We start from the raw sequence: 19623 nt of genomic DNA, 5'->3' as shown, positions 1-19623 counted from the left end.
ACAACTTTATTTTTTTACACCAATTTAAGTTTCATATTTAGATTAAATTGTTGAAGGTAACGATTTACCTTTTGGTTATATTTCACTATTAATTTTGGCGTCAATGTGTGTTCAATTATTGTCAACAATGAAGTTAAACAAATTGCAATAAAGGCGCATTCATACATAATATTTGTTGAGTTGTGACCATGATTATTTAATTCAGTAACCATTCTGGTTGTCAGTGTTTGTTGTGAATAAAGAAGCGAAAAGACTGGTGAATTATGATGGCCAGATGTTAAAAGAAATGGAGATGCTTCGGCGATAAATAAGACAAAACACAATAGCAATGCTTTTATAAATGTTGGGATCACAGCGACTAACTTGACTTTTAAAAATATTTCTCTGTTTGATAATCCTTTTGTCCGTAATCGTTCAACAATATTTTTGTTCACGTTTTTGAATCCATTATTAAAGTGTTTGACCATTACTGGAATTAATAAAGCAATTACCGACATTACCCCAGCCAGTAGTGAAGAATCATGTTGTGGACTCAATGTTAGATGCAATACCTGTATAAAAATAGAATAAGCAAACAAACCATGAATTAATGAAGGAAGTCCCATACTCATTAAAATACTGGTGTTTAGCAATCTTGAAAATCACGATTTACGGTTGGTTTTTTCAAAATAAAGTGAAATTAAAAAGGAAATTGGAATAACAAAAATGGTTGTTCATAGCGCACCATATAGTGTCATAGCAGTTGTTCATAAAGTAGTGTTTGTACCAAATTTAAAGGTGGTCGTTTTTGAAAATGTTGAAATTATTCCGCCAATAAAAATAAATAAAAATGTAGATGAAAGAATGCAAACTAGAGCAATAAAAGCAATGATTTCTGTTATTTTTTTGTATCAATTATAGACACTTCAATATGTTTTCTTTGTTTCGTTATTTATCTTTGTGTTATATAGCAGAATTATTTGTTTTTCGCTTTTTTGATTGAATTTCAATAAACTTAACTTGCGAATCATATAGTTTATCAATGAGATAAAAATAATTAACATCAGAGATAGTGAAAATAAATAATCTCTAACTTCAGCTTTAGATTCGGTAAAAAAATTAGTAGTTATCAAAGTTGCTGATGATTTTAAATGTGAATTAAAAAATCCAAATAATCCGTTGTTTCATACGCCAGCTTTTGAATTGCTTCACAAAACGAACGAACCGGCCGATGCTTCGCCTACAACCTTCATAAACGCAATAAAAAATGCTCTAAAAATTTGTTTTTTCTTATCTCTCAAAATAATTTTATAAATTATCAATGAGTCGCTAAGACCTTTATCTTTTGCTAATCTTTTGTGTATCAATTGAAATTTATTCAATACATTATTCAGTATATTAGTCAAAACTGCACAATTATAAACAAAGAACATCATTATTGCGGTCAATAAATTACGTCCATCAGAAACATTTAAGATTCACTCGCTTCCTTTGGATAAAAATTTAAGTGCAAATAAAGCGAATATAACTGAAGGTAAACCACCGATTATTTTAAAAAATAGTTTAATGCCTCATTGCAGTTTATTATGTAGTCTAAAATTAATAAATATTGCAGTTTTAAGCGAAAGCGGTATTGAAAGAATCAATGTCAAAAATGCTAGAACAAATGTATAGGTTATACCGCTTAAAATTCCGCCGTTAATATCGGCAAGAGTATAATTTCATCCAAGTGGTGCAATACCTTTTTTTACCACTAAATTTGTTGCTTTTCATATAATTATTAATATAAACGCAAACATCAACATCAAAAACAAAACAGCGGTTGATATTATCAAAATATCAACAAATCTCTTTTCTTTGTTTGTTTTTTGCGTTCTTTTTTGCATATATTAAGTATAAAAAAATATTAAAATAACGGAATAAAAAACGGAGGATAAAAATGGAATATCTTGATATTTATGATGATGAGAGAAATAGAACTAATAGGACAATAATTAGAGGCGAAAAATTAGGACCAAATGATAATTTATTGGCTGTGTTTATTGTCTTATTCAATAACGAAGGCAAAATGCTGATTCAAAAACGTTCAAAAGATAAAAGTGTTGCACCTGGTTTATGAGATTTCAGCGCCGGTGGTGCTGTATCATCAGGCGAGAGCTCTTACGAAGGGGCTTGCCGTGAAACATTAGAAGAAATTGGCTTTGAAATCAATAAAATCAGTAAAAAACCCGCCTTTTCTCAATATTATTCTAAGTTTATCATCGATTATTATGTTGTCAGAACCGATTGAAATATAGATCAATTCAAATTGCAAAAAGAAGAAGTGGATCAATTAAAGTATTGTGATTTTGATGAAATTAAGACAATGATGGAAAAAGGCGAATTTAGACAACACAGTTTAAATATTATTAGCTTATTGTTTGAAATCAACAGCCAGACCGGTTTTGGTGAAGAAGGAAACAATTTATAATGGAAAAACAAATTGAATTATTGAAGCAAAAAATAGACCAGAAAATTTTTGTTCAATTAAGTAACATTGAATTTGTTTATGAAGGTTTTCACAATTTAACATTTACAGGTGTTTATCAAAATTCTAAAGTTCAAATTCGATTACCTAAATCAAATCTAGTTGATCATTCAAAAGAATCAAAAATCTTATCTCAATTCAAAAGTACAATTTACTATCAAGACGGTATTTTGATAAAGAAATGGTTTGAAGGCAAAAACATTGAGAATGTTGAGTTAAGTTACTCAAATCAACTAGACCTAATACGAGAAGTTAAAAAATTCCACAAAATAAAAATTGAACTTGAACCAATTGACTTTTTCTATTATGGTGAGGGTGACAAAAAATATCAAGAATTAGTAGCAAAATATTCAAAAAATAAAGATTTAGTAACTGGACACAATGATCTTAATGGTAAAAACATATTGATCAATGAAAAGGGAGAAATAAAACTAATTGATTTCGAATGAGTAAGAAAATCACATCCATTCTTTGATGCTATTGCCTTGTATCGAAACTTAAATATTGATAAAGAGTTAATTGAAAAAGAGTTTGCTATAACAGAGGAAGAATTCGTTGAAGTTACTTATATTTATGATAAATTCAAAGAATTGGCGTATAAAAAAACTTATTCTAATTTAATCATAGATGATAACATCAAACAATTAACCGCTGGCTACACCAACATTTCCTATGTTAAAAATGATTTATTTATACAACAGAAACGTCTAAACGGATTTAATCATTTGCACAATTTAAGTGTGTTTAATAATTTAAAACCCAATCAAAAAGTTATCTATGAAGACGAAAAGATAATTGTTAGAAAATTCATCCAAGCGTGTGACATTGACTTTAATGACTGAGAAATTAGAAAAAAAATCGCAATTGCGATTGCCGATATTCACAACTACAATGTTAAATTATTAAACAACAAAATATATGAACGCATTATTCATTATGTCGAACAATTAAAGGATCACAAAAAATATAACAGTGTATTTACACAAAATATTAAAAATAAAATTATTTCTAATGCTAAATATCTTCCAAATGATGTGGTCAGTCATAATGATTTAAATAGAGCTAATATATTGCTGGATAAAACAAATAATATCAAGATAATAGACTTCGAATACGCATCGCTAAATTCAAAATATTTCGATATAGCATATCATTGTTCCGATCTTGACTATAACACAGAAGATGAGAAGAAATTTATAGAAATTTATAGAAAAAATACTGAAGATTACTTTGATTTCGATGAATATTATCGTGTGAAGGCCATTGTTAATTTTTATGGTATTTCTTGATCATTAACCTTTAATCCTGACTTTGATTTCGATTGACTAACAAAACATGTTTTGAATAATCTAAAATATTTAAAATAAATAGAATACGTATAATTACTAAACTAATTTAATCTAAAATAATAATTATATATAATAATCATATGATTAAATTAGAAGTAACTTATAAAGAGAGAATAGACAAGTATATTTCCGATAATTCGGAACTTTCAAGAAATGATGTTAAACAATTAATTTTGCAAGGTGCAGTTTTATTGAATAACAACACAATACCAGTCAATAAACCTAAATACATAGTTCAACCAGGTTGAAACATTACAATTACCAAACTAATCGAAAAAGAAACTAATGTTGTTCCCACTGCTATGAGTTTAGATATCGTGTACGAAGATGACCATTTAGTGATTTTGAATAAACCAACTTCACTGGTGGTGCACCCAGCACCCGGTCATTACGACGATACATTGGTTAATGGTTTATTGCACCATTTTAAAACACTATCAAATGAAAATGGTTTATTAAGACCTGGGATTGTCCATCGAATAGATAAAGATACAAGTGGCTTATTAATTGTTGCTAAAAACAATGAAACACATATCAAATTGGTCGAAATGCTTAAAGAACACAATATTCACCGTTCGTATATTGCTATTGCTGACGGTTTGATTGAAAACAAAACCACTAAAATAAATTTACCTATCAATAGACACGCAAATGATAGAAAGAAAATGACTGTGCATAGAGACGGTAAAGATTCAATAACTACTGTTTACTTATTGAAACATTTCTATTTAGACAAGACACCAAAATCATTAGTTCGGTGCGAGTTACAAACTGGTAGAACTCATCAAATTCGTGTTCACTTAAAATATATAGGACATCCAGTGTTTGGCGATCCTGTTTATAATAAAAAAGTAGATGATTTCAATCAACGTTTGCATGCGTACAAACTTGAATTCGATCACCCGATAACAAATAAACATATTAAAGTCTACGCCCCAATTCCAAAGGAATTTGATGTTGCCGATTTTGATTTTAGTCAATTAGAAAACTAGTAAAAGGAGAAAAATGAAAAGAGATTATTTAAAAATTACCGATACAAATGAACTTTGATCTTTAGAAAAATCAAGATTTAGATTATTTATTATTGGTGCTTGTGTTTCAATAGGGTTGATTTTATTGACTATTATCACTAAGACGATAGTTGATGCAACATTGCTTTTTATTAGAGAAAACTCTCTGCAAGAAGGAAAATTAAAATTACCATCAGATGTGCTAATAGATTTGGTGTTACTATCAATCAATATCTATATTGCCGTAACGTACTACAAAGGTATTTCCAAGAGCTATAAAGAAAAAACATTTGAATATTTAGATCAACGTGCAATAATGTTTTACGGAATAATGTCGTTTATTTCGATCATAAATTTAATCCTTTTATTCACTAGATCATTTAATAAAAATACAAATTTAGATCCAATTGAAATTGCATCAATTACAATTGGGGCTCTATTAATTGTAATGAATATAGCATTTTATTATGGCTTTATTAAAGAAACAAAATTTATTGGTCTTGCCTTTGCTAATGCAAAAGCTATGCAAAGCTTAAAAAGTCAAATGGCAGAGAACGAAGAATTATCAAATATGATGTCTCAATTATTCGGTTCAAAAATAACAACTGAAAACGATCAAAAATCTGATAAAAACACCGAAGACGAGAAAATATTACAAGAAAAACAACAAAAAGAAACAGTCAGAAATGAAAAAATAAGTCAGTTAATTTCCTTACCAAATTCCAAATTATTTGCAATTGCCGAAAAATTATATATTAGTGGCTACGAAAAAATGGACAAAGAAGAATTAGCTAACTTAATTTACGATATTCTAGAAAAAAATAAATAAATTTGTGGCTGAAATGCCGCTTTTTTATCGAGGTAAATAATGTACAACTTAGATATTGAAAAAGAATACTCAAACAAAAATAATATTTTAGGAATTGATGAAGCAGGTAGAGGCGCATGTGCTGGCCCGCTCGTTGTTGCTGGGGTAATTTTGCCTAAAGGATATACAAATAGTCTGATTAATGATTCAAAAAAATTAAGTCAAAAGCAACGTGATAAAGCTTTTGAAATTATCAAAAAAGATGCAATAAAATATTCAATTAAAATTGCTACACCAAAACAAGTAGATGAATTGAACCCTAAACAAGCAACAAGAAAGTTAATGAAGGAAATTGTGGAAGAATTAAATTTTGCCGATTTAATAATTACTGATTTTGAAAAAGTCGACATTTCTTATATTGAGCAAATCAATTTAATTAAAGGCGATTCTCAGTCTTTATCAGTAGCTGCCGCTTCAATAATTGCAAAAGTTTACCGTGACAATTACATGAACTCATTGTCAACTAAATATCCTCAATATTGTTTTGATAAGCACAAAGGATACTGTACAAAATTACACAATAAATTGATTGAAAAACACGGAATTTGTGAAGAGCATAGAATAACTTATAAAAACGTTGTCAATAGTCTTTCAGTTTTTAAAAACAATAAAATCTAAAACAAATGTAAAATATATTTACAATTCAAATATTTAAAGGGAGTTAATATGAATTTTTATCAAAAAATTATGGACAGATATAGTGTTAGGGAATTTGATACAAATAACCCAATCACTGATGATGAGTATAAAAAAATAATTGACGCAGTAAATTCAGCACCTACATCATCTAATTGGCACTCATCGAGTGTTATTGTTGTCAAAGACCGTGAAATATTGACTGAGTTAAGCAAGGCAAACAAATTTACAGGAGCCTTAAAAACAGCTGATATATTATTGGTTTTTTTAGCTGATTTCAATAGAATGAATGAAGCGAAAAAGGAATTTCCTGAGTATGAATACAATAGCAATTCAACTGAATCATACACTGTCGCTGTAAGTGATGCTTTTATTCAAGCAACTATGGCACAAGATATGGCTTTGAGCCTAGGACTTGATACCTTATTTCTAGGTTTAACAAGAATGATGGTTGAACCATTAATCACAAATTTAAACATACAAGGACAAGCTTTTCCAGTTGTTTCGTTAGCCATTGGCCACAAAGCTAGTGAAGGTAAAATTAAACCTAAATTGAATAGAGTATTTGAAAATAAATACGATATTGACAGATTAAAACATGATGTCGCTGAATACAATGATCAAATTTTAGATTACTTTAAATCAATTGCTCCTGACAAAACAGCATATTCATACACTCATGCAACCATAAAATCAGCCTCAAGTTACAAAATGAACACTGACATCATTGAAAAAATTTGAGATTTAAAATTAATAAAAAAATAAAAAAACACCTGTTTTCACAGGCGGTACATAGAAGTTACTCACTTCAATGCGGCTCATCGCTTGTTAAGTATAACAAAATAACAAATCATAAAAATTAAAAAATGGAGAAAAATGAAAAAAATTATTTACGATTATCCTTATGTTTTTAAAGATAACAACAATCCCGAAGAAAATATAATTTTTGTTCACGGTTTTAATTCAAGCCCAAACACATTTAAATTGTTTCAAAATTATTGAAAAAATTCAAATTATTATGCAATTCAATTCCCAGGAAATAGTGGAGTCAAAGCAGTAAAAAACCATAAACTTAGTGTGTATCAATTTGCTGAGTTATTGATTGATTTTATTGAGCAAAATCAATTAAAAAATGTTACTCTAATCGGACACTCAATGGGGGGTGGGACAATTTCATTAGCCTACCGCATGAGACCTGAACTATTCAAAAAAATGGTTTATGTAGCACCGATGAATAAAACATCTTTAGCAACAGCAGATGCCTATAAACAAACATATTTTCCAAAGAACTTTGATGAATTTTTGAATTTTCTTAGAGGTTTATATTTTGATATTTCAAAATTCACTAATGATGAAAAGTGAATGCGTTTAACAAAAGCTACATTCAATGCAGATGACTTTAATAACCCTGATATTTTAGAATTAGGAGATTCTTTACCTGTTTTAAAATTACACGATGATATTGAGGCAGGTTTAGAGAGCATTAATGTGCCAACGCTATTAATATTGGGTGAAAAAGACGCTGTAATTGCAAGAGATCAGTGTTTGAAGTATTTCAACGAACACGTTAAAGATGTACAAACAACATTCATTCCTAAGACAGGGCATATGATGTTTGAAGAAAATTGAGATAGTTTTATTTCAATTCTAGAACCATTTTTACTAAAGAAATAAATATTTGGTAGCTTTGTTAGCTACTTTTTTTTATTGCATTTTTAGAATATAAAAAAATGCGCAAAAGCGCATTTTGATTTGTGATTAGTCTAATTCAATATTGTGAAATACTTCTTGAACATCGTCATCATCTTCAAGTTTAGCAATAAATTCCTTGATTTTTTCTGTTTTTTCTTCGTCAAATTTCACAGTTGAATTAGGGATATATGTAACTTCACATTGTAAAAATTCACTGATACCTAATTCGTTTTCAATAGCGTTTTTAACTTCACTAAACACATCTGGTGTTGTTGAAATTAGATAACTGCTATCATCCACATCAATATCACTTGCTCCGTGTTCCAATGATGTTAAAGTAATTGTATCTTCATCAACCAATTCTTTTGATACCTCAATAATACCTTGTAAATCAAATTGAAAAGGAACTTGACCTGTTTTACCTAGGGTTGCGTTTTGACGGTTAAAGTATGCGGTCATTGATGACTTAGTACGATTCATGTTGTCGCTCAATGTTTTAATTAAAAATGTTGCTCCACCAGTAATTGTGGCATTGAATAAAGTTTCAACAAAACTTGCGCCATCTTTCGCTTCACCTTTTGCCTTCGCTAAAGCTCTTTCAATATTGGCTTTAGGCATGTTTTTTGCTTTTGCTTTAGAAATTGCTAATTTTAAAGCTGGGTTTGAATCTGGATCAGCTCCGCCAGCACCAGTTGCTACTACATAAATCTCTTTAAATAGTTTTTGGAATATTTTCCCTCTTGCTGCATCTTGTGCACCTTTACGGTGTGCTATATTAGCTGAATGTGAATGTCCTGCCATATTATTTCTCCTTCTTAAAATATTGTTCTATTGTTTTGGGCTGATATGCTTTTTGTCTTTTATGATGAGTTGCTCTATGCAATCTTTCAATTTTAAATTTTATATTAGTATCTAATAAATCTAAATTATTATTTAAGTAATTATCTAAATCATTATACGAAAAACCTAATTCGTCTTCATCACTTTGTCCTTCTCATAAACCGGCAGAAGGTTTTTTATTAATAATTGAGTCCGGAACATTTAGGTGTTTGGCAAGTAATCTAACCTCATTTTTTAATAATCTAGAAATTGGAAGTATATCAACTCCCCCATCACCATGTTTGGTGAAATAACCAATAAATAATTCATCTTCATTGTCAGTACCGACAACTAGATAATTTTTTTGTTGTGCTAAAGCATACAACGTTGTCATTCTCAATCTAGGTTTGATGTTGCTTAATGACATTTTATCAGTAACATTTGTTGCTGATTTTATTTCTTCAAACGTTGATTTCAAATCAACTGAAATTAAATTTAATTCAATGTTTTTTTGTAGCTGTTCAATATCATTTAAGTCAAAACTCATTGAATCTATTGGCATGACAACGCCAATAGTATTGTCGGGAAAAGCGCGTTTTGCAAGAGCAGAAACCAATGCTGAATCTATCCCACCACTAATTCCGACAATTAAACCTTTTGCTTTGGCTTTTTTTACACGTTCACGCAATCAATTAACCAAATAATTGCTATATTGTTCAATTTTTTGTTCAATAGGTTTTGAATTTATATTACTGTTTTCTCTCAAACCAATTCTCGGCATATTAACTCCATTTTCTTATATAAGAATATTACTATATATACAATATATAGCTTAAATTTTGAATAAATTTATTCATTTAATTCACTTGAACTATCATTTAAAACTTGTATTCTCATTCGTGAAGCTTTTTTGAAGTTGCTATTTTCATTCTCATTATCAAAAACAATTTCTCTCAATTTGACCATATCAGGCTCGAATGATGATAGTTTTTCTCAAGCATTATCACTCATTGTTATCATAAATTCAAGTGTTTCTTTATCAGTTGATAAATTTGGCATTTTTAAGAAAAAGTCTTCATTTTTTTCTTTAAATAAATTGATATTGTCTTCAATCTCTCTTCATTTATTTTCCAACATATAATCACTAAACAAATCCGCACCATATCTAAATGAAATTGAAATATCTTGCAAATGTTCGTTATTTGTAAAGTTATCGAATTTTTCTTTCGAACTTGTGTATAAAGGGTCAATAAACCACACAATATATTTGATTTTTCAATCAGGATTTCCTTGCGAGAGTGCTTTAGCTCTAATTATAGATTGTTCAATAAATTCATCAGCTTTCTTTTGCGAAAAAGTGTCTCTTTTTCGTGCAAATATTAAGGTCATTTCCTTATCAGTTGAGTTACGAAAAGCAATTGAAGTCCTAAATTTAATAACTTCGCTTTTATCAATAATTTCTTCTGAATTCATATCATCCAAATTGTCTCTGTCAATAACATAGTCCAATTTAAATGAATTTTTTAAGTGCTCAATATCGTCTAAATTAGAATAGAAAATTTCCTCTGCACAATTTACAATAAATTTGTAATAATTGTTCTCTTGTGCTCTTAAAAAAGATTGTTCTAATTTAGTAACAATATTGAACGGGTGCAAATTTGAATTGAATCGATAAGGCGATTCGATTAATTTAAGCAATAATTTTGGCCCATTACCATTGTTCAATATGCTTCTTAACTTTAGTTCAAAACTAGTGTAATCCATTATTTCTCCTTTATCTAATTTTGGATATTAAATATTTCTTCAAAATTTTCTGGTTCTTGTTCAACAAAGACTTCCATTTTGTTTTTATTAAAATCAATAAATCTTGTGTTTCAAAATCTTTTTTTCGGCTTTAATAAAATATTTAAAAAATGATTAATTCCTTTAGGATCTGTGTATAGAGGCGAGTGATTTTTACCGATAATCAAATGTGCTGCGTCAATGTTCATTGCATATTCTATTAAACGTTTAGTATCAACAATGGGGTCATTTTCACCGATCATAAAAATCAATTTATTTTTGTTTACTGTATACAAATCATCCAATTTTTTTAGAAATTCAGGGTTAAGTAAATTATCTTTGATTATAGGAATCCATTTTTCATTAACGTTCATAATACTGCGACCAATTGATGAAAATTTTAGACCCATGCTCAATATTTTTGTTCAAAAATCACCTGATTTTGCGTTGTTATTCAATAAATTTTTCATCATTGAATATGACTGAGATTTAACCATATTAGGATTGATAGGAGAAAGTAAAATTACTTTTCTAACTCGATTGTGATTTGCTAGTTTTGCCCCAACATAACCAGACATTGAGTGTGCAATAATGTATATGTGTTTTGTTTTTATTCTGCTAATAACTTGATCAGCGTACTCGCATCATTTATCTAAATTAATTTTAGAATTTATGTCTTCGCTTTGAATATATTTACTGCCAGGAAAATTGATTGCAACAGTGTTATACTCGTGGTCTAATTCAATAAGTTTTTGACAAAAATCGCTGCTTGAATTTATCCCGTGTAAAAATAATATTGTAGTATCACTTTTACGATCGTCTGTGTAAATCGGAATTTGTTCATTATCAAAATCAATATAATTAAAGTTCATTATTTAATTATAGTTTAAAAAAACTAACACTGTTTAAAATATTGCTTTCATTGTAGTTGTGTTTAACTTTTTACACTTAAAAACGTGTATTTTAGTAAAAAATAAAGTTCTGGAACGAACTTTATTAGAATTTACTATCTGGAATATATAGTTTACCATCGACTGATGAAACATTCGATACAGTAATCAATGCGTTTTTATCAACAGCTCTTATTTTTTTAATTAATCTAGGAACTTGTTTATATAAAGTTATTGAAGAAAGAACTTTAGTTTTAGATCCTGAATAACCACCTTCACCAACAGTGACTGTAAAGCTATTAATTGTTTTCTTATCACCAATAATAGCAGATTTAATAGCACTCATGTGTGGTGAGTAAACTTTACATTGTACAATTTTAAATCTAGGGAATAATTTATTTAGAGCAAAGACAAAAACAAAGTTTGAAATTAGGGTTGAAACAAAGTTAGGTGAAAGATACATTGATGGCGATCAAGCCAATTCTTTAAATGATTGTAAGGTCGAAATAATTCTTCCTTGTTGGTATGCACCTAAATTGTCTCAATTTTCAATTCTTTGAACAAAAGAACCTCAATCAGCAACTGTGTTAGTTGGAGCTATTTCTTTGGCAAATGAATTGATTAATAAGCTTCCTGGCAAGTATGAACCAATTGCCACCGCAACTACCAATATTCCAAGATTGATGTAACCATTTATGGTACCAAAGTTTTTTTGTTTAACTACTGACATGTATTCGCCGATAATTCCGGTAACACCTGCCGATCCACCTATAATTGCAATAACTGCAAAAAAGAATGCTAATAAGAAACCATAAACAACACCAAAAATCATTTGTGCTATAACATTCCCTGCATCATTTCAATGTAAAGGAATTAGTGATCACATTTGATTTTTACCAGCTCAATAATATTTAACAATATGTTCTTTTAATTGAACGGGAATATCGTTGTGTGAAAAGTTTCCGATTAAGTATAGTTTATCCGATCCGGGAATTTGCCCGACGGCAAATGAAACTAAACTTGAGACAACTAAAAATAAAATTGTCAATAGAGTGAATAGCTTTCCTGTTTTTTTTCAACCAAAAATAAATATTGGTATCGAAAGAACAATATAAAGAATTCAGAACAATGAGTGATCAATAACATTGTAAATTGCGGGACTAATATTTTTATTATTTTTCAATAACACATTGGTTATTCTGGCAGTTGCTTGCCCGAAAGCTGCTGCCCCAAAATTATAAATACCTGGGTTTTTAACTAGAAAAACACTGATAATACCAAATAAAACTGCTAGACCAGAAGTGATTAACGCAAGTTTTCACATTGGCATTGGTGCGTAAAATCTTGATAATCTCAGTACAAAGTTAGATAATTTTGTATATTTATACTTTGTATTTTTTCTTGCAACAGTTTTTTTAACACCTTGTCCAGGTTCTTGAGTAAAAATATCAAGACTTGCTGGATCTAATTGAGTTTCAGATGCAATAAAATCATCTTGATTAGCGTTTGCGCTTAAGCTTTCTAACCCATTATCTTTTTTATTCATAATTCTCCTTTCCTCGTATTTGTATAAAAAAAGAACTAAAAAAATTTAGTCGCGTTTTTCACAAATTATAAATTATTTTCAATAAATGCGAAATCACATTATAATATTAATATTAAATTTAATAGAGGAGGTAGCTTTGCCAGATAAAAAAGAATATGGTGCTTCGAACATTAAAGTGCTTAAAGGATTAGAAGCTGTTCGTGTACGTCCAGGTATGTATATTGGTTCAACAGGTCCAAGAGGTTTACACCACTTAATTTGAGAAATCGTCGATAACTCTGTTGATGAAGCAATGGCAGGATTTGCTGATAAAGTCTCAATTACAATTACTAAAGATGGTAGTGCAATTATTGAAGACAACGGACGGGGAATACCTGTTGATATTCACCCCGAAACAGGTCTTTCAACAGTTGAAACAGTTTTAACTGTTTTACACGCCGGTGGTAAATTCGACTCAGAAACATATAAGGTTTCAGGGGGATTACACGGAGTTGGAGCTTCAGTAGTTAATGCTTTGAGTACCAGTCTAGAAGTGTGAGTTAATCGTAATTCAAAACAATATTACGCTCGTTTTGCAAATGGTGGCGAAATTGTTGAGCACTTAAAAGAAATTGGTGATATTGACTCTGAAACAACTGGAACTAAAATTAAATTTAAACCTGACTTTTCAATAATGGACAATCATCCTTTTGATAAAAATGTAATTATTGACCATGCTAAACAAATTGCATACTTAAACAAAGGTTTAAAAATTTCTGTTACTGACGAAAGAGATGGCACAGAAAAAGAATTTCATTTTGAGGGTGGTATTGTTGATTATGTTAAAGAATTGAACAAAGGCCAAAAACTTATTCACCAAGACGTAATCTATGCTGAAGGTGAATACTCATATAATAATGAACCATCAGTTGCAGTTGAAGTTGCTGTGCAATATAACGAAAAAATAACCAGTAATGTTGTTAGTTATGCAAACAACATTATCACCGTTGAAGGTGGAACACACGAAAGCGGTTTCTATGATGCTCTTGTACGGCTAATTAATAATTATGCTACCTTGAATTCATACGTTAAAAATGATGATGATAAGTTCACACGTGATGATGTTAAAGAAGGAATAGTTGCAATTATTTCAATAAAACATACAGATCCTATTTTTGAAGGACAAACAAAAAGTAAATTAGGAAATAAAGACGCTCGAATTGCAGTAAATAAAGTGTTTAGTGATTCTCTAGAGAGATTCTTAAACGAAAATCCTGCTGAGGCTAAAACATTAATTCAAAAAATTATCGATGCTCGAAAATCAAGACTTGCTGGACAAGCAGCTCGTGACGCTGCTCGTCGTAAAACAGTTTTTGATACTGGGTCATTACCAGGAAAATTAGCTGATTGTTCTTCAAAAAATGCTGAAATCAGTGAACTTTACATTGTCGAAGGGAATTCAGCCGGCGGGTCAGCCAAAAACGGTCGTAACCGTGAAACACAGGCAATTCTACCATTGCGTGGTAAAGTTATTAATGTTGAAAAAAATGCACCAAGTAAAGTTTTTGGCAACGCCGAAATTTTATCGTTAATTTCTGCTCTAGGTACAGGAGTTGGTGAAGATTTTAACATCAATAAGTTGAGATATCACAAAATAGTAATCATGACCGATGCCGACGTCGATGGTTCTCACATTCGAACCTTATTATTGACCTTTTTCTACCGTTATTTCAGACCATTAATTGAATATGGCTTTATTTACATTGCTCAACCTCCTTTGTACAGATTACAACAAGGTAAAACAATTAAATACGTTTATACAGATGCTGAAAAAGAAACATTAATGGCCGAAATGAATCAATCTCAAAAAATCACCGTTCAACGTTATAAAGGGTTAGGTGAAATGGACGCTGAACAATTGTGAGATACAACAATGGACCCAGCAAACAGAAAAATGCTACAGGTTCAAATTTCTGATGCGGCACAAGCCGACTGAACATTTACAACCTTAATGGGTGACGAAGTATTTCCACGTCGTGAATTCATTGAAGCTAACGCAAAATATGTAAAAAATATCGATTTATAATCAAAAATGAAACACCTTTAACAAAAAATGCAAAAAAGGTGTTTTTTTTAATAAAAAAATGTGTTTTTATATTAAAATTATCGTAATAAAACAAATGAAAGGAATTATTATGTTAAGAGAAGTTGATCAAACTGCTTATAAAAATGAAATCCACGGCAAAGAAGAAAAAACATATTTACTAGTTTTTCACGCTTTATGATGTCCACCATGTAGAAATTTCAAACATTCTTTAGAAGAATTAGCAGAAAAAAATGGTGTTAATGTTTACCGTGTGAATGTTGATGAAAATCTAGACTTGCCAAGCGAATACGGCGTAAGAAATCTACCTACTTGATTTATTATGAACCCTGATGGTACAGTTGCTGAAAAAGTTGTAGGTTACAAACCTTACGAAGACTTATTCCAAGACCTTTCAAAATACTTATAATTAAAGCGAGCAATCGCTTTTTTTATTTAATTGAATATTTGCTTGCTATAATTTCACTATGAAAATAATCAGCGATAATCGAAAAGGTTTACACGGATATAAAATTATTGATACATATGAGGCGGGGTTAGTTCTTGAAGGATGAGAAGTTAAATCGGCCCGCGCTGGCACTGTTCAACTAACAACCTCATATTGCTTTTTTAGAAATAATGAAATTTTTCTTTCTAATGCAACATTTAAACAATTCATGCTTGTTAAAGGCGACGAAACACGTGAACGTAAATTATTAATGCATAAAAACGAAATAATTAGGTTAGCAAATAAAAAAGATCGCTTAGGGGCTTCAACCATTTTGCCTACTAAAATATACTTCAATTCAGCATCAAGAATTAAAGTAGAAATCGCTTTGGTTGTTGGTATGAATAAAGCTGATAAACGTGAAACTATTAAAAAACGTGATAACGATCGTTATCTACAAAAAGTATTGAAAAATTATAAATAATAAAAATAAGGCGACGCCTTATTTTTGTGTAATTATTACTGGTTTAAACACGTGAGAAAACGATTTTTGTTCAGTATTTGTTTCATTAAATTTCGCATTTTCAACTGACTGAATAATTTTTTCGATTTGCTCACCAATTTTTCTATAATCAACAAATATTTTTGTTTTATATTTTTTTTGTGTGTCATATATTGATTGAAAACCAATATCCGTTAGTCTTAATTGTTTATCGTTTGAAGAAACTAGATTTACGAATGTTTCGTGTGTTGAACACACAACATTAACATGATTGTTGTCAATTAAATATTTTTGGAATTTTTGTACTTCGACAATTTTTTTGTTATCTACTAAATAACGCTCGTACTGGATATTCATTTTTTCACAGGCTTTTTTGAAACCTAAAAAACGTAGGTAACATTGTCTCTCTGATAATTTAGCATCATCAGCATAAATTAATTTTTGCGAAGGTTCGATGTAATCAGCGAATATTTTTGTAACAGAGAAAAACGCATTTTCTACATCAATATCAACTCAATTTATTCCTTCAACTTGTTGTCCGTAAATCACAGTTGTTGTATCAAAATGTTGATGTTTTAAGAAATGGATAATTTGGTCGTTTTCAATTTTTGGTAAAAAGAAAACAATTGCGCTTGGTTTTCAAGCTAAACAATACTTAATTGTTTCGATGTACTCGTGTTGGTTCGGTGATGAATGTGTAATAAACACTTTTTTACCATTTACTTTTGCGGCTTGCTCGATACCGTTCATTATGTGTGTGTAAGCATTATCGTATCATTCGGGAACAATGATAAATATTGAACTACTACGACCTTTAATAAGTCTTGCACCATTATTTGGATAATAACCGTGTTCTTTGACTACCTTTTCTATTTTAGATTTTGTTTTTTTACTTACATAACCACCGTTATAGTATCTACTTACTGTACTAATTGAAACTTTAGCTAACTTTGATATATCTTTATATGAAAAACTTCTCATGATTAAATTATATATAATTTATTAGAATATTTAATTTTAGTTTATAATAAAAATGCTTGTAGAACAATAACATCGTAACTTGGTCAGGGCGGGAACGCAGCAGCCACATCGAAACGTGTTGTGTCTATGGGCGCTTTTTTTATTCAATTTTATTAATCATTTTTAAGAAAGATGACAAAACTTTTACCATATTTTTTGGTTTTGATATTTTTAAATAATGTTGGGATTTTGATATTATCAATATTATCAGTTTCAATGATAATTTGCCCTTCATTATTCAACAAAGAACTCTCTTTGATTAGCTCCAAAGCTTGATTGACTATCATATAATTTTTATATGGTGGATCAATGAATATAAAATCAAAGACTAAATCTGTGTTTGCTAAAAATTTCAATGAATCAGTGTTTAATACTCGTTGATTTTCAATTTTCAATGATTTTAAGTTGTCATTGATTGTTTTTATAGCCACAAAATTATTGTCAATAAAAACAACACTGTTTGCACTGTTGCTCAATGCTTCTAACCCCATAGCACCACTACCAGCAAATAAATCTAAAACATCTTTATTTTCCATATCAAAGCGTATGGAATTAAAAATTGCTTCCCGAACACTATCTTTAGTAGGACGAGTTAAATCAGTAGCAGGTTGCTTAATTTGTAATCTTCTAAATTTTCCTGAAATTATTCTTAACATATCACCTCGTTTATAAAATCTAATTTATGGTATTATAATTAAACTATGAAATACAATGTAAAATTAGTAAAATTACCCAATAAAATTTTAAGAGAAAAATCTCAAGATATTCCAATTCCCTTGACCCCTGAGGACATTCATTTAGCCGAAACAATGATTTATCACATTGATGATAGTCAAAAAGAAGGAACTAAATTTCAGCCTGGAGTAGGTGTTGCCGCTGTTCAATATGGTATTTTGAAAAATATGTTCTATATAAACACTGAAGAAATAGACCCATTATTGATTTCTAACGGTGCCAGAAAAATTAAAGATGTTTTTATTAATCCAAAAATAATAGCAAAATCAGAGCACAAAATTTCATTGAATGATGGTGAAGGTTGTTTAAGTGTTGGCTCAAATATTAAAGGTCAAGACGGGTATGTTTATCGTGCAAACAGAATAGTTTTTGAGGCTTATTCATATAACGAGAAAAAAGTTGTTAAAATGGACCTAGAAGGTTATTTAGCAATTGTTGCACAACACGAATTAGACCACTTGAGTGGTAAATTATTCATTGATAGAATCAATAAGAAAAACCCTTGAAAAAAAGAAGCAAATTCGCATCTTGTAGGATAGTTAAAACGATAGTAATGCCTAAAATTAGCTAGGTATTATTTTTATTTAGTAAAATTGTAATGTTATGAATAATTTCGAATTTTTAAACAGTAAGTTTTTTGCTTTTTTCTCAAAAAGCAACGGTTCAGTAGCAACAATAATATCATTGGCTGTGATATTTGTTATTGTGGCTATAGCCGTAATAAGAGGAATATGAGGAGGTTTTTGACATTCATTAATTATGTCAATTTTGGGAATCGCCTTTGGTGTTTTAACCTTATTGATATTAACTAAGTCTGTCTCTGGTTTTACTCATAAGAAATTAATGGAATTAGACATATTCAAAGTCGATGACACATTAAAATTATTTGCTGATGATGTCAATGGCGTAGCGTTAGGTGTGCTATTCCTGATAATAGTTGCTTTATTCCATATTGTTTCGCTGATTATAACAGCAATCATTGTCGGTGCATCACGTTTAACACCGAAAAAACTAAAAAAACGTGGTAAAAAAGTTAAATTAAATAGACTTTTAGGTGCTTTAATTGCTCCTGTGTCAGTAATCCCACTTTCAATAGGGTTTGTCAATATTACTGGGGTATTTGGCAATAAAAACAAAATTGCCGAGTGAAATGACAAAATTCTTTATACGCTTTCAGGCGGACAAATTAAAGGAATATCTAGATACACTCCGCTTGTAACAACTATTGTTGAAATAAAAGAAAAAAATATTGATTTATCAAAAGCTAAAGAGGCATTAGAATTAATTCAAAGAGGATTTAATCCAGATCGTATCCATTTTGATAAGCCTACAAATAAATTAACTATTGCTTTATTTAACCAATTAACAACAACACAAGAAATCGAAAACTGAAACAATTTGTCGAAAGTTAGCCAAATAGTTTTAAATAATTTAAGCCAAACAAACGAATCATGAAATCTGTTTACTAAGATGATAAGTTCAAAATTGAATTTTGGTGCCGAAACACAAAAAAGAAACGCTTCATACATTAAACAGATCTACAATATTATCAAACTATCATTAGAAAATCCTGATGAGACTAAAGTTAAAATTGACTATTTTGACGAAAATCGCATAAAACCAATACAAAGCAATATTTCTAAAGAAAATCAAGAACAATTAGTTAATATTTTTTACAAAAAAATGATTAATTCTCAAGACAAAAATGTAGAAAATTTAGCTAAAAAATTAATAAAATCTTTATTTAATTTCAACTAG

Annotated in this window: 20 protein-coding genes and 1 other RNA gene; 13 read left to right on the top strand and 8 right to left on the bottom strand. The window is 29.7% G+C overall.

The genetic code is table 4. From position 1 onward, the window contains the following. Nucleotides 1–14 precede the first annotated feature (14 nt). Nucleotides 15–1865, bottom strand: a complete 1851-nt coding sequence (locus NXS15_RS00770; protein WP_259289971.1) for an ABC transporter permease subunit — start codon at nt 1863–1865, stop codon at nt 15–17. A 53-nt stretch (nt 1866–1918) separates the two neighbouring features. Between NXS15_RS00770 and NXS15_RS00765 the strand changes: the two genes are divergently transcribed. The 7 genes from NXS15_RS00765 to NXS15_RS00735 all read left to right on the top strand — a co-directional run bounded on the left by NXS15_RS00765 (nt 1919) and on the right by NXS15_RS00735 (nt 8043). Then, nucleotides 1919–2449 carry an NUDIX domain-containing protein gene (locus NXS15_RS00765; RefSeq protein ID WP_259289970.1) on the top strand — a complete coding sequence of 177 codons (531 nt, stop codon included), beginning with the start codon at nt 1919–1921 and terminating at the stop codon, nt 2447–2449. Beyond that, nucleotides 2449–3873 (top strand): phosphotransferase, encoded by a 1425-nt coding sequence (locus NXS15_RS00760; RefSeq protein ID WP_259289969.1) that lies wholly within the window; start codon nt 2449–2451, stop codon nt 3871–3873. The genes NXS15_RS00765 and NXS15_RS00760 overlap by 1 nt, the downstream gene beginning before the upstream one ends. Nucleotides 3874–3935: 62 nt before the next feature. Then, nucleotides 3936–4847, top strand: coding sequence for an RluA family pseudouridine synthase (locus NXS15_RS00755; RefSeq protein WP_259289968.1), 912 nt, complete (start codon nt 3936–3938; stop codon nt 4845–4847). A gap of 13 nt (nt 4848–4860) precedes the next feature. Further along, complete coding sequence (locus NXS15_RS00750) at nt 4861–5694, top strand: hypothetical protein (protein ID WP_259289967.1); 834 nt, start codon at nt 4861–4863, stop codon at nt 5692–5694. A 39-nt stretch (nt 5695–5733) separates the two neighbouring features. Next, entirely contained in the window at nt 5734–6351 is a 618-nt protein-coding gene (locus NXS15_RS00745) for a ribonuclease HII (RefSeq protein ID WP_259289966.1), read from the top strand. A 48-nt stretch (nt 6352–6399) separates the two neighbouring features. Further along, nucleotides 6400–7134 carry a nitroreductase family protein gene (locus tag NXS15_RS00740; protein WP_259289965.1) on the top strand — a complete coding sequence of 245 codons (735 nt, stop codon included), beginning with the start codon at nt 6400–6402 and terminating at the stop codon, nt 7132–7134. 111 nt (nt 7135–7245) lie between these two features. Beyond that, complete coding sequence (locus NXS15_RS00735) at nt 7246–8043, top strand: alpha/beta fold hydrolase (RefSeq protein WP_259289964.1); 798 nt, start codon at nt 7246–7248, stop codon at nt 8041–8043. Nucleotides 8044–8127: 84 nt separating this feature from the next. Here NXS15_RS00735 and NXS15_RS00730 read toward each other — a convergent pair whose 3' ends face one another. The 5 genes from NXS15_RS00730 to NXS15_RS00710 form a co-directional block, all read right to left on the bottom strand. Then, nucleotides 8128–8862, bottom strand: a complete 735-nt coding sequence (locus tag NXS15_RS00730; protein WP_259289963.1) for a YebC/PmpR family DNA-binding transcriptional regulator — start codon at nt 8860–8862, stop codon at nt 8128–8130. Between the two features lies 1 nt (nt 8863). Then, nucleotides 8864–9613: an NAD(+) synthase gene (nadE, locus tag NXS15_RS00725; RefSeq protein ID WP_396888591.1), complete on the bottom strand. Its 750-nt coding sequence runs from the start codon at nt 9611–9613 to the stop codon at nt 8864–8866. Between the two features lie 116 nt (nt 9614–9729). Then, nucleotides 9730–10644: an HpyAIV family type II restriction enzyme gene (locus tag NXS15_RS00720; protein ID WP_259289961.1), complete on the bottom strand. Its 915-nt coding sequence runs from the start codon at nt 10642–10644 to the stop codon at nt 9730–9732. 14 nt (nt 10645–10658) lie between these two features. Continuing rightward, the gene (locus tag NXS15_RS00715) at nt 10659–11534 is read right to left on the bottom strand and encodes an alpha/beta fold hydrolase (RefSeq protein WP_259289960.1); all 876 of its coding nucleotides are present in this window, start codon (nt 11532–11534) and stop codon (nt 10659–10661) included. Nucleotides 11535–11658: 124 nt separating this feature from the next. Then, nucleotides 11659–13098: a DUF2179 domain-containing protein gene (locus NXS15_RS00710; RefSeq protein ID WP_259289959.1), complete on the bottom strand. Its 1440-nt coding sequence runs from the start codon at nt 13096–13098 to the stop codon at nt 11659–11661. A gap of 136 nt (nt 13099–13234) precedes the next feature. On the opposite strand from NXS15_RS00710, the gene gyrB reads away from it, so the two are divergent. From gyrB to smpB, 3 genes are all read left to right on the top strand, one after another. Further along, nucleotides 13235–15163, top strand: a complete 1929-nt coding sequence (gyrB, locus tag NXS15_RS00705; protein ID WP_259289958.1) for a DNA topoisomerase (ATP-hydrolyzing) subunit B — start codon at nt 13235–13237, stop codon at nt 15161–15163. Nucleotides 15164–15257: 94 nt separating this feature from the next. Beyond that, the gene (locus tag NXS15_RS00700; RefSeq protein ID WP_310592991.1) at nt 15258–15590 is read left to right on the top strand and encodes a thioredoxin family protein; all 333 of its coding nucleotides are present in this window, start codon (nt 15258–15260) and stop codon (nt 15588–15590) included. Between the two features lie 58 nt (nt 15591–15648). Beyond that, nucleotides 15649–16092, top strand: a complete 444-nt coding sequence (smpB, locus tag NXS15_RS00695) for an SsrA-binding protein (protein WP_259289957.1) — start codon at nt 15649–15651, stop codon at nt 16090–16092. Nucleotides 16093–16110: 18 nt separating this feature from the next. On the opposite strand, the gene NXS15_RS00690 is transcribed toward smpB, so the two are convergent. Next, nucleotides 16111–17091, bottom strand: coding sequence for a LacI family DNA-binding transcriptional regulator (locus NXS15_RS00690; protein ID WP_259289956.1), 981 nt, complete (start codon nt 17089–17091; stop codon nt 16111–16113). Between the two features lie 47 nt (nt 17092–17138). Here NXS15_RS00690 and ffs point away from each other — a divergent pair. Continuing rightward, nucleotides 17139–17235: signal recognition particle sRNA small type (gene ffs / locus NXS15_RS00685), an RNA gene on the top strand. An 8-nt stretch (nt 17236–17243) separates the two neighbouring features. Here the strand turns inward: ffs and rsmD are convergent. Next, nucleotides 17244–17786, bottom strand: coding sequence for a 16S rRNA (guanine(966)-N(2))-methyltransferase RsmD (gene rsmD / locus NXS15_RS00680; protein ID WP_259289955.1), 543 nt, complete (start codon nt 17784–17786; stop codon nt 17244–17246). 45 nt (nt 17787–17831) lie between these two features. On the opposite strand from rsmD, the gene def reads away from it, so the two are divergent. Further along, entirely contained in the window at nt 17832–18404 is a 573-nt protein-coding gene (def, locus tag NXS15_RS00675; RefSeq protein WP_259289954.1) for a peptide deformylase, read from the top strand. Between the two features lie 64 nt (nt 18405–18468). Then, complete coding sequence (locus NXS15_RS00670) at nt 18469–19623, top strand: hypothetical protein (RefSeq protein WP_259289953.1); 1155 nt, start codon at nt 18469–18471, stop codon at nt 19621–19623.

The organism is Mycoplasma sp. CSL7475-4, from assembly GCF_024834065.1.
Taxonomy (GTDB): Bacteria; Bacillota_I; Bacilli_A; order Mycoplasmatales; family Metamycoplasmataceae; genus Mycoplasmopsis.
Note: the sequence above shows the minus strand (reverse complement) of the source record. Positions and strands in the feature narration are given on the sequence as shown.